Here is a 13,672-nt window from a genome sequence, read left to right as displayed (position 1 = left end):
CCTTACTTCAGTTGCGCGAGTTCATGGTTGAGCATTGGCAGGTCGAGCTTTTGTTCTTTAGCACAGCGTTTCGCAATGTCATAACCTGCATCAGCATGGCGCATGACACCTGTGGCTGGGTCGTTATGTAAAACACGTGCAATGCGTTGCGCTGCGTCATCTGAACCATCGCAGCAGATCACCATGCCAGAGTGCTGAGAAAAGCCCATACCTACGCCACCGCCGTGGTGGAGTGACACCCAAGTTGCGCCACTGGCTGTATTGAGCAGTGCGTTGAGCAGCGGCCAATCGGAAACAGCGTCTGAGCCATCTAGCATACCTTCAGTTTCACGGTTTGGGCTTGCTACCGAGCCGGAATCTAAATGGTCGCGACCAATCACGACTGGCGCTTTTAACTCGCCACTTTTCACCATCGCGTTAAAGGCTTGGCCTAAACGTTCGCGATCTTTCAAACCCACCCAACAGATGCGAGCTGGTAGGCCTTGGAATTGAATGCGTTCGCGCGCCATGTCTAGCCAGTTATGTAGATGGGGGTTATCAGGGATTAACTCTTTCACTTTTTGGTCGGTTTTATAAATGTCTTCGGGATCGCCAGACAGGGCGACCCAGCGAAAAGGTCCAATCCCCTCACAAAATAGCGGGCGAATGTAGGCTGGCACGAATCCTGGGAAGTCAAAAGCGTTTGCCACTCCTTCTTCGAGAGCCATTTGGCGGATATTGTTGCCGTAGTCGAGTGTGGCAGCGCCGCGTTTTTGCAGCGTTAACATCGCTTGAACTTGGACGGCCATCGATGCTTTGGCCGCCTTGATCACTTTGCTTTCATCTTGAGTGCGCATTTGAGCGGCGTGTTCCATGCTCCAATTTAAGGGTAAATAACCATTGAGTGGGTCATGGGCCGAGGTTTGGTCTGTCACCACGTCGGGGGTGATATTACGCTCAACTAGCTGTGGAAAAATATCGGCGGCATTACCTAACAAACCGACAGAAATCGGTGTCTCCGAGCTATCGATCATCGCCAAGGCTTCATCTAAACTGGTGGCTTTTTTATCGACATAACCAGTGCGTAAGCGGTAGTCGATGCGCGATTCATCACACTCGACCGCAATCATGGAAAACCCAGCCATGGTTGCCGCTAATGGCTGAGCGCCGCCCATGCCACCTAAGCCGCCAGTCAACACCCAGCGGCCTTTTGCGCTACCAGCAAAATGCTGTTTAGCGATGGCGACGAAGGTTTCGTAAGTACCTTGTACAATGCCTTGTGAGCCGATGTAGATCCATGAGCCAGCCGTCATTTGACCGTACATCATCAAACCTTGCTTATCGAGCTCATTAAAGTGCTCCCAGTTGGCCCAATGTGGTACAAGGTTTGAGTTGGCAATTAGCACACGTGGTGCATTTTTGTGCGTCGGGAAAACACCGACAGGTTTGCCTGATTGAACCAAGAGCGTTTGATCCTCTTCAAGGCGTTCAAGCACTTCAACAATTTTATCAAAGCACGGCCAATTTCGGGCCGCGCGGCCAATGCCACCATACACCACAAGTGCATGTGGGTGCTCTGCAACGTCTGGGTCAAGATTGTTCATGAGCATGCGCAGTGGCGCTTCGGTTAACCACGATTTGGCTCGAAGTGTTGTACCGTGAGGGGCGCGAATGGTGCGCGTGGTATCAAGACGTTGCTCTTGAGTATGGGGTTGCGTCATGTTGAGACTCCTTGTGTTTCACAATGTGGCGCTATTGTTGTTATGGTGCCAGTATCGGGTTTAGTGAGGTGTAGCGATTAATCGTCGGTCATGGCATTGGCGATATCCCAACACAGCCTTGCCGCGAGACGAGCAGTTTGATTGTTTTGGTCAAATTGCGGGTTGTATTCGGCAATGTCGGCAATTAACAGCTTATTTTTGTGGTAGAAAATTTTGTCAAAATAAGGGGCAAGCGCTTCATAACTTACGCCACGTGCCGCTGGGGCGCTGACTCCCGGCGCCGTTGCAGCTGGAAAGACATCTAAGTCAATCGTTAAATAGAGATAGTCACACTGGTCAATGAAGTGTTGCAGTTCACGCAGATGATCAATCGGGCTCAGTGCTGAAAACTGATTATCTTGCATATACCAAACGCCCAGTTCATCGGCTCGTTGAAACAGTGCAGTAGTATTACTTGCTCGGCTTACACCTAAGCAAGCGTAATGAAATGGCCATTGATTTTGCTCACACCATTGATGAATTTGATTAAAGGGAGTGCCGGAGCTAGGTCGCACCGAAGCGATCTCTGACTCAAAAGCACGTAAATCGAAATGTGCGTCAAAATTGATGATCCCAATTCGTGGTTGGCTGATGGCTTGTTGACTCAGATATTGCGCTGCGCCTTGAAACGTGGCCCAAGCGACTTCATGACCGCCACCCAGTACGATAACGGGCGTTTGTTTAAGCGTATGGGCAATCACATCAGCGCACTGTTGCTGAGCCAGCTCAAGTTCATCATCAATACAGCGAATATTGCCCAGGTCAAAAAAGCGAGAGTGCTTATGCCAAGCCATGTTGGCCAGCGCTTGGCGAATGGCATCGGGAGCCTGTTTTGCGCCAATGCGTCCTTTATTGCGGGCCACCCCTGCATCGCATTCAAAACCGATAATGGCAATGGCTTTCTCATCTTGGTTTTGTTGAATGGGTAGCGTATTGACGGTGCAACGTTGAGTTTGATGGTGAACGCGTGTACCTAACTCGCCATCTTCGGCATCGTGACGGCCTTGCCACTCGAAGCTGTGCTGAGTGTTGCTAAAGGTAGGGTTATTCATAGGTAAATGCTCCGTCAACTACGCGTGCATGCAAACGCGGTACGCCCACTTGATAACTTAAATCGGCTGGGTGGCTAATATTCCAAATGGCGAGATCGGCATCGTAGCCAGTGGCAATTTTGCCGCGAGAATCAGCAAAACCTAACGCTTGCGCAGCATGTTGAGTCACCCCTCGTAAGGCTTCTTGGGGGGTTAAGCCAAACAGTGTGCACGCCATATTCATAATAAGAGTGAGGTCAGCAAACGGCGATGTACCGGGGTTGAAATCACTTGCGATGGCCATTGGAATATGATGCTGACGCAGTAAATCAATCGGTGGGCGTTGGGTTTCACGTAAGAAATAAAAAGCACCGGGCAGCAAGGTTGCCACGGTATTGGAACGGGCGAGTGCAAACACACCTTGCTCATCTAAATATTCGATATGATCGGCAGACAAACCTTGGTAATGGGCGGTTAAAGCGCTTCCCCCTAGGTTTGATAATTGCTCGGTATGACCTTTCACTTGCAGCCCATGCGCAATTGCGGCTTGGAACACTTTTTCTGTTTGTGCCAGCGTAAAACCAATCGATTCACAAAACACATCGACGCTCGAAGCGAGTTTTTGTTCGGCCACCAGAGGGATGATTTCCTGACAAATATGCTCAACATAATCGTCTGATCGGTGTTGATATTCTGGTGGAATGGCGTGAGCGGCGAGCAGTGTTGTGACGACTTTAATGCGGCGATGATCCTCAAGGTGCTTAGCCGCTTTGAGCATTTTTATCTCATCATGGAGCGTTAAACCGTAGCCCGATTTGATCTCAACGGATGTGACACCGGAACGCAGCAATCCCTCTAATCTTGGTAGTGCCAACTCAACCAATTGGTCAATGGATGCGGTGCGGGTGGCGTGGACGGTTGATAAAATACCGCCGCCTTGCTTGGCGATCGCTGGGTAGGGAACGCCTTGCAAGCGCATTTCAAACTCATTGGCGCGGTTACCGGCATAGATAAGGTGAGTATGGCAATCTATCAACCCCGGAGTGATAAGCTTGCCTTGGCAATCTATGACTTTGTGTTCTGGCGTGGCAGCGATGGGAATGTGGCTATCAAGGCTGGCGTCAATTTTGCCCGCTTTTATCACCACAGTTTTAGGAGAGCTAGGTTGATAGCCAAGCTCCCCTTGTTCCATGCTGACGATACGCGCGTTGGTCAGTATTAGATCCATCTTTATTGTCACCGTTATCGCTTAGTACGCTGCTGATTTAAATGTATATACAAATAAATAAGGCAAAAGCGCACGCGGTGCAAGATGAATGTTGCAAAAGTGTGATCGAATGTTGAAATGTGTAGCGTTAGTCGAGCATCACTTTAGAGGTTAATTTGTATTTCGAACCCGGGTGATAAAGCAGTGCAGAGCTGACTAACTTATCGCCACTCCAGGTACGGCGATTAAGTAGTAAACAGGGTTCATTGACGGCCAACTGCAACAATTGTTTGATGTGATGCTCGGCAATAATGGCTTCAACAGTGTGCTCAATGGCACTTAATGGGCAGTTTTGTGAAAGATATTGATTGGGCGTCATGAACGAGAAGTTTTGTTCAAGATAGTGGGGCGCGTAGCGGCTATTGACCCAACGCACTTCCAGTTGTATCGGAGTGTCATTAGCAAAGTGAATGATTTCACTATAAAAAACAGAAGATCCTAGCATGACGCCGAGTTTGATAGCGACACTTTCATCTGCTGTTAACGCAAGTTGCTTTAAGACTTTACTGCGATATTGCTTCCCTCGGCTAGCGACCTCGTCAGCAATATTACGAATATCAAGCAGCGGTGATTCCGCTTTGTCTTCTACAGCGCAAACAAAAGTACCTAGCCTTGGTCGGCGTTGCAGTTTTCCATCAGCTACCAGATCCCGTATCGCTTTATTCACCGTCATCCGACTCACATTAAATTGCTCAGTCAGTTCTAGCTCGGTGCTTATGCGTTGGCCGACAGGCCAGTGTCCGGATTCAATGTTATCTAAAATAAATTGTTTTATTTGTCTATAAAGTGGTGAGCTTGACATGGGCATGATGAGTTTTATTTGAATATACAAATAATTAACGAAGTCGCTGGGAAATGCAATATTTAGATAAGGCTTTGCGATCATCATCGGCCAAAACTGTGAATTGGTGAAGCAGCTATCGACGACAAAGGGTCAGTGTCACGGTAAGATGGCGTCGTAACTTGTGTTGTAAATAGTAACCTGTGTTGTAAATGATAACTTGTGGTTTAAATAATAAAGAGAAAATACGATGACAGCTCCAACAGAAATGACTTTTTTCGCTCGTTTTGAAGCGGATATTTTGGCGAAAAAGAAAGTGATCACCATTCGTGATGAGAGCGAAAAGCACTACCAAGTTGGCTCTATTGTCGAGGTGAGTACGTTGGAAGAGGGACGAAAGTTCTGCCGCTTGTTAATCAATAAGGTTGAACCGATCCTATTTAGCGAATTAAGCCACTACCATGCAGAGCAAGAAAATATGTCACTCACGACACTGAAAGAGGTGATTCAAGACATTTATCCCAATATTGAACAGTTGTATGTCATTCACTATCAACTGGTTGAAGAAAAAGCTCTGGAAAAAGATCACGCTTAAAAATAATAACGCCAATCAATCACGATTGGCGTTATTGCTGTTTGCCTCAAGACCGTGTCACGACGATTTCATTATAAAACGCAGCAACAGTAATGAGGTTAGTCACGCTTCCACAGAATGTGGCAGAACTTTTGGTCTGGGTCGCGGCTGACGAGCATTCTTGCAAACACATCGTCTAGTACGTCGTCCTCTTCATTGACAAGACCGATCAATACTTCCGCGTAAGCTTCCTTATCGACGTCAAAACCCACGTGTTGAACCCAATCATCACCAACGTCAACCAGTTCAGCCGCGCCACGGTCTTCAAATTGTGCTGTAAACAGGATGACATCAACAGGTTCTAGATTATCGGGTGCCATTTCAAGAAAGATGTCGTAAGCCGCATCAATGGCATCGTCGTAAGAAATCAAATCAGACATTATTATGCTCGGCTCATGTATTTGCGTTCAGCGGTGTTGATAATAATACGGTCGCCAGTTGCGACATATTCAGGAACCTGCACAACAAGGCCAGTGCTTAAACGTGCTGGTTTTGAACGCGCAGAAGCTGAAGCACCTTTGATGGAAGGATCAGTCTCTTCAATCACAAGCTCAACAGATGAAGGGACATCTAGTGCTACCGCAACACCGTCAACGACAACCACATACATACCTTGGATTTCTTCAGTGATGAACAGTAGCTCATCTTCGATATCCGCCTGTTTAAACGTAAATTGAGTGTAATCTTCGTTATCCATGAAGATGTACTCATCACCATCAACATAAGAAAACGAAACCGCACGGCGGTTCATGTCAACGGTGTCGACAAAGTCATCGGCTTTTAAACGCTCATCAACGCGAGCGCCAGTGTTCAAATCAGTACAACGTAGTTTGTAGATTTTAGAACCACCGCGGCCACCAGGAGTGGTCACTTCGATGTCTTTGATCAATAGCGTCTTGCCACCAGAAATAATAGCAAACCCTTTTTTTAATTCATTCGCCTTTGGCATGGAATTTTTCCTTCATACTTAGTTTCGGCGCATTATACCTTGCCGTTTTCGAAAAGGAATATCTTGATTGATTGCTTTGCATAGTAGAACATGACCGCGTGTACTTTTTCTTAAATTAACTAACGCTTTTTGCTATGTATTTATCGGTTATTGACCCAAAACAACCCTTTCAGGCTGAATATCAAGCGGCTATCGATGATCTCATCAAGTTTCTGCGTGCCGGGTTAGGTGACAATCTACATAGTCTTTACCTTTATGGCAGTGTGGCGCGCAGAACTGCGCGTTATGGGCGCTCCAATTTGGATGTGGTGTTGGTCACGCACCGTGATTTCTCCGAGCAACGAGCAACGTTACTAAATACGATAAAATGGCGATTTCAGAAAAGTTTCCCACATATCACCGAAGTCTCGATCAAAACTGCACTCGTGAGCGAGGTAGCCACTTTAGAGAGCATTTTTACGTGGGGATTTATGTTACGCCATTGCTGCGTTTGCATCTTGGGTGATGATCTGGCGGAATGCTTTGGCGATTTCGAACCCAGTTGGGAAATAGCCAAACACTGGAATATGGACATCGCAGATTGGGTCTTTTTTTACCGTGATAAAATTGCAAAAACCAGTTCTGAAAGCGAACAGAGCAAGGCGCAAGTAGCCATTGCCAAGAAATTACTGCGCGCCAGTTATTCTTTGATTATGTATCGTGACAAAAATTGGTTTGATGATCCTATCGAATGCGGGCAGCAGTTTTTACGTTATCACCCGGAGAAAAAAATCGACATTGAGAGATTGGGTATTTTGCTTTCTGGACGAGTGATCGCCAAACGCTCAGTGATTGGAATTCTAGACAGTTATGGGCAATGGCTTGCAAAGCAGTATCAAAAAACAGAGTTTCGGATTGGTTAACCGCTGGCTAGATCGTCGTACTTCTTAAAATAACCCAAGTTGTGGCTGGCTGAGCTGTTCGAAATTCAAGCCAACAAAAGGTAAAATGGCTTCTGCGACTGGCTGCAATTGTTTATCGATATAGTGCTGATAATCGATAGGACTTTTTAAATACTCTTTAGGCTCAGGGCCATTCAGTGTGATGAGATATTCGATACGACCTCGATTTTGATATTGCAATGGTCGGCCTAACTGCTGGTTTATCGTATCAGCAAGTCGTGCGGCTCTTACTTGTGGTGGTACGTTTTTTTGGTATTCATGCAGCTTGCGACGCAACCGTTTTTGGTACACGAGCTCATGGTCGAGTTGACCGGTTTGAGTTTGCTCAACGATTTCACGAATAAACGCCGCAGGGTCTTCACCATTAAAAATCATCGAATAAAGTTGGTGCTGAAAGCGTTGTGCGAGCGGAGTCCAGTCCGTTCTTGCACTCTCAAGCCCTTTAAAAATTAGCCGCTCGTTTTCGCCTTCACCGATCAATCCCGCATAGCGTTTTTTTGACCCCGTTTCTGAACCTCGGATGGTTGGCATCAGAAACTTTCGGTAGTGGGTTTCGTATTCCAATTCCAGCATCGATTCCAATCGGTACTCTTCACGCAAGTGGGTCGTCCACCATTGATTGATGTGTTCAACCAGTTGTTTTCCTACGCGATCCGCTTGCTGCTGTGAATATTGACCACCTAAAGAGACAAAAGTTGAGTCGGTATCACCATAAATCACTTGATAGCCTTGCGCCTCAATTAACTTTTTAGTTTGCTTCATGATCTCGTGTCCGCGCATGGTAATACTGGACGCCAAACGAGTATCAAAAAAACGACAACCTGACGAGCCAAGCACCCCGTAGAAAGAGTTCATGATGATTTTTATCGCTTGTGAAAAGGCTTTGTTATTGTTCTTTTTCGCCACATCACGCGCAGCCCATAATTTCTCGATCATTTCTGGAAGAAAATGTTTGGTGCGGTGAAATTGACCGCCACGAAATCCCGTTACCGCTTGGTTATCCTCTTTACCAAGCGGAATTTTTAGCCCTTCAATCAAGCCAAGTGGGTCAATTAAAAATGAACGAATGATCGAGGGATATAAGCTTTTAAAATCAAGAAGTAATACAGAGTCGTAGAGGTTAGGGATGGAGTCCATCACATAGCCTCCGGGGCTTGCGACCCAATTTTCGGAGTGTAAGTTAGGTGCGATGTAACCCGCGCGATGCAATTGAGGTAAATAGAGATTGGTAAAGGCGGCGACAGAACCGCCGACGCGATCTAGCTCCACACCCGTGAGACGGGAACGTTCAATGGCGAAATCCAGCAAATGGGTATGTTCAAAGATTTTATTCACTAACACACAATCTTGCAGGTTGTATTTCGCCAGTGAAGGTTTGTCTTTTTTAAACATACGGTTGATTTCATCCATCCGATCATGGGCGTTATGAATCGCTTTTCCTTCGCCTAATAGCTCCCTTGATACTGATTCCAATGACCAAGAACGAAATTGGTAAGTGGCTGTTTTTAATGTATCAATTCCATCCAACACTACTCGCCCGGGAATAGTAATAAACCCTTGCTGACTCTGGTTTGAACTACGAAAAAAACTGTGCTGTTTGCCGCGACCAATCGCAAGTTTTAACTTATGCCACTCGGCTCTTTTATGGAGTAAGCGAAAATCAAAATCAATCACGCTCCAGCCAATTACTACATCAGGGTCGAACTCAGTGAACCAATCGATGAGAGCGTTGAGCAATGCGTATTCGTCTTTCACCCATTGAATTGGGGTATCGCAAGGCTCAGGCTCACCAATCATGATTACGCGGCTGTCCATTGGGCTATCAAAACCAATCGAGTAGAGAATGCCTTTTTCAGAACACTCTAAATCCAGCGAAACCACTTTCAGATGAGGAAGATAGTTGCCCGGTCGACATTTCGCCTGTTCTATTTTTGAGTGGGAAAACGTCTGGGTAAGCCGTCCAGTGAATTCAATGCTGCCTTTAAGAAAACGCTCCATAAGAAAGCGGTCGGCAAGCTTAATATCATCTTCTAACGTCAGAATATGATGTTGCTTTAGTAGTGCCGAAAACTCAGCATGCGTTTGAATCGTTTGACAATAACAACCCGCTAGGAGGGTATGTTCAAAATCTTCCAAATCCAATGTTTTTAATTCGATAGAGAGCTGCCGCTCTAACGCTAATTTTTGCGCTTGTGGTACATCTTTCTGTGGTATGAAGAAAACGGGTTTTTCACCACGGATAATCAGTTGGGTTGGACCTTGAGGCGTACTCAACCACAACTCAATATGAGTCGAGCCATGAAGGTCTCTTGCATGGCGAGTAAGTAAAAAACCGTGTTGAATAACCAAGCGTAATAAATCCAAATAGTCGTAACCTTGGGGGAGGGCATCATATCAGAGCTACGAGGTAAATAACGAATTCAGTGAGGTGAGTAAGCGGGCGATGGAGATGAAATAACCGTTAATTGGTATGGTGTATGCATTTTAACTTTATGATTTGTTTTGGTTTTGTATTTTTATGAGGCTGGTTGCATTTTTATGTTTAGGTTCAAATTTGTCAAAAAATCATGTAAAAGTCGTGCGGCATCTCTGCTAATATAATTAAGCTTTTGATTTGTTGATGGATTCTCATTGGATGATTAGCCGAACAAATAAGTACTTGCCAAATTTGGGGTTTGAGCACATATTCAGTGTGAGTAAAAACCAATGTTAAGTTAATTACCCGATTGTGAGTTAATTTCCAATTGTGAGCTAATTAATGTGGGCCGCGATGCTGCTATCCACGATTCAGTGGGTGCAGAGCCAATAGATGAGTGTGGAGATACAAGTTTGATAAGTGTTTTCCTTGTAGATGATCACGAGCTGGTTCGCACAGGGATACGACGTATTATTGAAGACGTCCGTGGAATGAACGTAGTAGGGGAAGCTGACAGCGGTGAAGAAGCAGTAAAATGGTGTCGCAGTAATCATGTCGACGTTGTTTTAATGGATATGAACATGCCTGGTATCGGCGGTTTGGAAGCGACAAAAAAAATTCTGCGCTTTAATCCAGATGTGAAAATCATCGTGTTAACGGTTCATACGGAAAATCCATTTCCGACCAAAGTGATGCAAGCTGGAGCCGCGGGTTATTTAACCAAAGGTGCAGGCCCAGATGAAATGGTCAACGCGATTCGCATTGTGAATAGTGGGCAGCGTTATATCTCGCCTGAAATCGCACAGCAAATGGCATTAAGCCAATTCTCGCCAGCTTCTGACAATCCATTTGCTGATCTCTCGGAAAGAGAGCTGCAGATTATGATGATGATTACCAAAGGGCAAAAAGTGACGGATATTTCCGAGCAACTTAGTCTTAGCCCCAAAACAGTAAATAGCTATCGCTATCGACTGTTTAGTAAGTTAGCGATCAGCGGTGATGTTGAACTGACCCATTTAGCTATTCGACACGGAATGTTAGACACCGAGACGCTTTAGTGACTTCTTTGTTCGACTCGGTCGCTTTTCTTAAAACCGTTACCCATCAGCCCGGCGTTTATCGAATGTATAACGCCGAGGCTGATATCATCTATGTTGGCAAAGCCAAAGACCTCAAAAAACGCCTTTCTAGTTACTTTCGAAAAACAATCGACAGTGAGAAAACGCGCGCGTTAGTCAGCCATATCGATAAAATTGATGTCACCGTTACTCACACTGAAACGGAAGCGTTGATCCTTGAACACAATTACATCAAGCAATATTTGCCTAAATACAATGTGCTGCTGCGAGATGATAAATCTTACCCGTATATTTTTATTAGTGGGCATAAGCACCCTCGTTTGTCGTTGCACCGTGGCGCGAAAAAGCGCAAAGGTGAGTATTTTGGTCCATACCCTGATTCTGGTGCGGTTCGAGAGTCGTTACACCTCATCCAAAAAATATTTCCGGTAAGACAATGTGAAGATACCGTCTATAGCAACCGGACTCGTCCTTGCCTGATGTATCAAATTGGCCGCTGCGCTGCACCTTGTGTGAGTCATATCATTGCGGATGAAGAGTATGCTGAATTGGTTAATTATGTTCGATTGTTTTTGCAAGGCAAAGATAACCAAGTACTTGAAACATTAGTGCAAAAAATGGAACAAGCCAGCCAAGCACTGCAGTTTGAAAATGCCGCTAAATTTAGAGACCAGATCCAAGCCATTCGAAGAGTCCAAGAACAACAGTTTGTTTCTGAAGAGACGATGGATGACATGGATGTATTGGGATTTGCCCAAGAAAATGGCATCGCTTGCATCCATATTTTGATGATCCGCCAAGGTAAAATATTGGGTAGTCGTAGCCATTTTCCTAAAATTCCGGCTAACACGACTCAAGAAGAGGTGTTTGATGGCTTTTTAGGACAGTATTATTTAAGTCACAATGAGGCGCGTACGATCCCAAGTCGAGTGATCTTAAATGCGGGTCTGCTAGAGGATGAAAAGCCGCTGCAAGAAGCCTTACAGACCCTGGTCGGGCGTAAAGTTTCTTTCCACATCAGCCCAACAGGTGTGCGTGCTCAATATTTAAAATTGGCTAATACCAATGCATTGAGCGCAATAACGGCTAAAATTAACCATAGAATGACGATCAACCAGCGTTTTAAAGCACTTCAAGCTGTTTTAGGGTTGGATAGCATAGAGCGTATGGAGTGTTTTGATATTTCGCACACCATGGGAGAGAGCACGATCGCCTCATGCGTGGTATTTAACCAAGAAGGGCCTGTTAAACCAGAATACCGCCGTTATAACATCACTGGAATTACTGGTGGGGATGATTATGCTGCAATGGGACAAGTGTTAGATAAGCGGTATTCCAAGCAGCTTGACGTGGAAAAAATCCCCGATGTCATTTTCATTGATGGTGGTAAAGGGCAATTGAATCGAGCTTTGCAGATCATCTCTAGCCATTGGCAAGATTGGCCGAAAAGACCGGTGATGATTGGTATCGCCAAAGGCGTTACCCGCAAACCGGGGCTAGAAACGTTGATTACAACCGATGGAGATGAATTTAACCTGCCAAGTGATGCGCCAGCTTTGCATTTGATTCAGCATATTCGCGATGAAAGTCATAATCACGCCATTGCTGGGCATAGAGCCAAACGAGGTAAAACACGGCGTACCAGTACATTGGAAGGCATAGAAGGGGTTGGGCCTAAACGCCGGCAAGCACTGCTGAAATATATGGGAGGGCTGCAAGAGCTAAAAAGAGCCACTGTTGAAGAAATCGCCAAAGTGCCCGGTATTAGCCATTCTTTAGCTGAAAACATTTATCAAGCATTGAAACAATAAGAAAAATAACGCAACATAACCGCGCAATCGATAAGAGCCTATAAATATGCGTTTGAATATTCCTAATATTTTGTCTTTATTACGACTTTTCCTTATCCCAGTATTTGTCGTTGTTTTCTATCTGCCTTACGGCTGGGGCCCTTTTGCTGCGGCAATGGTGTTTTGGGTAGCGGGTTTTACCGATTGGTTAGATGGCATGCTTGCGCGAAAACTTGGGCAAACCTCTCGCTTTGGTGCTTTTATCGACCCAGTAGCGGATAAAGTGCTCGTTGCGACGGCTCTTATCTTGATCACCGACCATTACCACAGTCTCTGGATAACGATTCCAGCCGTGACAATGATTGCACGTGAAATCATCATTTCTGCGTTGCGAGAATGGATGGCGGAAATTGGTAAAAGAGCCAGTGTGGCCGTTTCATGGGTTGGGAAGGTTAAGACGCTCACCCAAATGTTTGCATTGTGGGTATTGATTTGGCGTCATGATGATTGGATGGTGTGGGTCGGCTATGCAGCGTTATACATCGCAACCATTTTGACCTATTGGTCAATGGTTCAATACTTGGCGGCAGCTAAAGACGACCTCCTCAATGCAGAACATCATTAAGAAACGGGCTTAGGCCCGTTTTTTGTTCCTCCAATTTCTACAATCCCTTTCACAACATGCATTATTGCTTCAGTTAAAGCACAGTTATCTCGTGTGAAAGGTGGTGAATTTTGCTATCAAATTAACCAAATCCGTCCTTTTTGAATGCAAAATAGCCAAACGGTTTAAAAACTAAAAAAATAATATTGACTCATCGAATCGAATGCGTAGAATGCATCCCGTACTTGAGAGGAACGGAAGAAACAACCCAACCCCTTGATGTTACAGGGGCGCGTTGGCAGAGGGGCTATGCAGCGGATTGCAAATCCGTGGACCTCGGTTCGACTCCGGGACGCGCCTCCATTGCGACACTAGCTCAGTTGGTAGAGCGCAACCTTGCCAAGGTTGAGGTCACGAGTTCGAACCTCGTGTGTCGCTCCA

12 protein-coding genes and 2 tRNA genes are annotated in these 13,672 nt (G+C 45.6%); 7 read left to right on the top strand and 7 right to left on the bottom strand.

The window, feature by feature from the left end; translation table 11 throughout:
- Positions 1 to 2: 2 nt before the first annotated feature.
- The 4 genes from hutU to hutC form a co-directional block, all read right to left on the bottom strand.
- Positions 3 to 1,700, bottom strand: coding sequence for a urocanate hydratase (gene hutU, locus AACR75_RS00275; protein ID WP_047688282.1), 1,698 nt, complete (start codon positions 1,698 to 1,700; stop codon positions 3 to 5).
- Positions 1,701 to 1,777: 77 nt separating this feature from the next.
- Positions 1,778 to 2,791: a formimidoylglutamase gene (gene hutG, locus AACR75_RS00270; protein ID WP_047688280.1), complete on the bottom strand. Its 1,014-nt coding sequence runs from the start codon at positions 2,789 to 2,791 to the stop codon at positions 1,778 to 1,780.
- Complete coding sequence (gene hutI, locus AACR75_RS00265; RefSeq protein ID WP_047688278.1) at positions 2,784 to 3,998, bottom strand: imidazolonepropionase; 1,215 nt, start codon at positions 3,996 to 3,998, stop codon at positions 2,784 to 2,786. The genes hutG and hutI overlap by 8 nt, the downstream gene beginning before the upstream one ends.
- 127 nt (positions 3,999 to 4,125) lie before the next feature.
- Positions 4,126 to 4,839, bottom strand: coding sequence for a histidine utilization repressor (hutC, locus tag AACR75_RS00260; RefSeq protein WP_038148510.1), 714 nt, complete (start codon positions 4,837 to 4,839; stop codon positions 4,126 to 4,128).
- A 229-nt stretch (positions 4,840 to 5,068) separates the two neighbouring features.
- Between hutC and yqfB the strand changes: the two genes are divergently transcribed.
- Positions 5,069 to 5,413, top strand: a complete 345-nt coding sequence (yqfB, locus tag AACR75_RS00255; RefSeq protein WP_010319023.1) for a N(4)-acetylcytidine aminohydrolase — start codon at positions 5,069 to 5,071, stop codon at positions 5,411 to 5,413.
- 98 nt (positions 5,414 to 5,511) lie between these two features.
- Here the strand turns inward: yqfB and AACR75_RS00250 are convergent, their stop codons facing one another.
- Together AACR75_RS00250 and yeiP are read right to left on the bottom strand one after the other, a co-directional pair.
- Positions 5,512 to 5,832, bottom strand: a complete 321-nt coding sequence (locus AACR75_RS00250) for an HI1450 family dsDNA-mimic protein (RefSeq protein ID WP_017048043.1) — start codon at positions 5,830 to 5,832, stop codon at positions 5,512 to 5,514.
- Positions 5,833 to 5,834: 2 nt separating this feature from the next.
- The gene (gene yeiP / locus AACR75_RS00245) at positions 5,835 to 6,401 is read right to left on the bottom strand and encodes an elongation factor P-like protein YeiP (protein WP_013856610.1); all 567 of its coding nucleotides are present in this window, start codon (positions 6,399 to 6,401) and stop codon (positions 5,835 to 5,837) included.
- 134 nt (positions 6,402 to 6,535) lie between these two features.
- On the opposite strand from yeiP, the gene AACR75_RS00240 reads away from it, so the two are divergent.
- Positions 6,536 to 7,303 carry a nucleotidyltransferase gene (locus AACR75_RS00240; RefSeq protein ID WP_013856611.1) on the top strand — a complete coding sequence of 256 codons (768 nt, stop codon included), beginning with the start codon at positions 6,536 to 6,538 and terminating at the stop codon, positions 7,301 to 7,303.
- Between the two features lie 24 nt (positions 7,304 to 7,327).
- Here AACR75_RS00240 and AACR75_RS00235 read toward each other — a convergent pair whose 3' ends face one another.
- Entirely contained in the window at positions 7,328 to 9,691 is a 2,364-nt protein-coding gene (locus tag AACR75_RS00235; protein WP_047688341.1) for a DNA polymerase II, read from the bottom strand.
- 480 nt (positions 9,692 to 10,171) lie between these two features.
- Between AACR75_RS00235 and uvrY the strand changes: the two genes are divergently transcribed.
- The 5 genes from uvrY to AACR75_RS00210 all read left to right on the top strand — a co-directional run bounded on the left by uvrY (position 10,172) and on the right by AACR75_RS00210 (position 13,672).
- The gene (uvrY, locus tag AACR75_RS00230) at positions 10,172 to 10,816 is read left to right on the top strand and encodes a UvrY/SirA/GacA family response regulator transcription factor (protein ID WP_026028128.1); all 645 of its coding nucleotides are present in this window, start codon (positions 10,172 to 10,174) and stop codon (positions 10,814 to 10,816) included.
- Positions 10,816 to 12,648 (top strand): excinuclease ABC subunit UvrC, encoded by a 1,833-nt coding sequence (gene uvrC, locus AACR75_RS00225; RefSeq protein ID WP_047688276.1) that lies wholly within the window; start codon positions 10,816 to 10,818, stop codon positions 12,646 to 12,648. Before uvrY ends, uvrC begins: the two co-directional genes overlap by 1 nt.
- 46 nt (positions 12,649 to 12,694) lie before the next feature.
- On the top strand, positions 12,695 to 13,252 hold the full coding sequence (gene pgsA / locus AACR75_RS00220) for a CDP-diacylglycerol--glycerol-3-phosphate 3-phosphatidyltransferase (RefSeq protein ID WP_013856615.1): 558 nt from the start codon (positions 12,695 to 12,697) through the stop codon (positions 13,250 to 13,252).
- A gap of 268 nt (positions 13,253 to 13,520) precedes the next feature.
- A tRNA-Cys gene (locus AACR75_RS00215) sits at positions 13,521 to 13,594 on the top strand.
- A gap of 2 nt (positions 13,595 to 13,596) precedes the next feature.
- Positions 13,597 to 13,672 (top strand) — tRNA-Gly (locus tag AACR75_RS00210).

This window comes from Vibrio sp. ZOR0018, assembly GCF_963865925.1.
Lineage (GTDB): Bacteria > Pseudomonadota > Gammaproteobacteria > Enterobacterales > Vibrionaceae > Vibrio > Vibrio anguillarum.
This window is presented reverse-complemented; position numbering and strand designations above follow the sequence as displayed.

Excerpts from the sequence above, each read along its gene's own strand:
- pgsA (WP_013856615.1), top strand. The coding sequence starts at position 12,695 with ATGCGTTTGAATATTCCTAATATTTTGTCTTTATTACGACTTTTCCTT.
- hutU (WP_047688282.1), bottom strand. The coding sequence starts at position 1,700 with ATGACGCAACCCCATACTCAAGAGCAACGTCTTGATACCACGCGCACC.
- hutC (WP_038148510.1), bottom strand. The coding sequence starts at position 4,839 with ATGTCAAGCTCACCACTTTATAGACAAATAAAACAATTTATTTTAGAT.
- yeiP (WP_013856610.1), bottom strand. The coding sequence starts at position 6,401 with ATGCCAAAGGCGAATGAATTAAAAAAAGGGTTTGCTATTATTTCTGGT.
- AACR75_RS00240 (WP_013856611.1), top strand. The coding sequence starts at position 6,536 with ATGTATTTATCGGTTATTGACCCAAAACAACCCTTTCAGGCTGAATAT.
- yqfB (WP_010319023.1), top strand. The coding sequence starts at position 5,069 with ATGACAGCTCCAACAGAAATGACTTTTTTCGCTCGTTTTGAAGCGGAT.
- AACR75_RS00250 (WP_017048043.1), bottom strand. The coding sequence starts at position 5,832 with ATGTCTGATTTGATTTCTTACGACGATGCCATTGATGCGGCTTACGAC.
- hutI (WP_047688278.1), bottom strand. The coding sequence starts at position 3,998 with ATGGATCTAATACTGACCAACGCGCGTATCGTCAGCATGGAACAAGGG.
- hutG (WP_047688280.1), bottom strand. The coding sequence starts at position 2,791 with ATGAATAACCCTACCTTTAGCAACACTCAGCACAGCTTCGAGTGGCAA.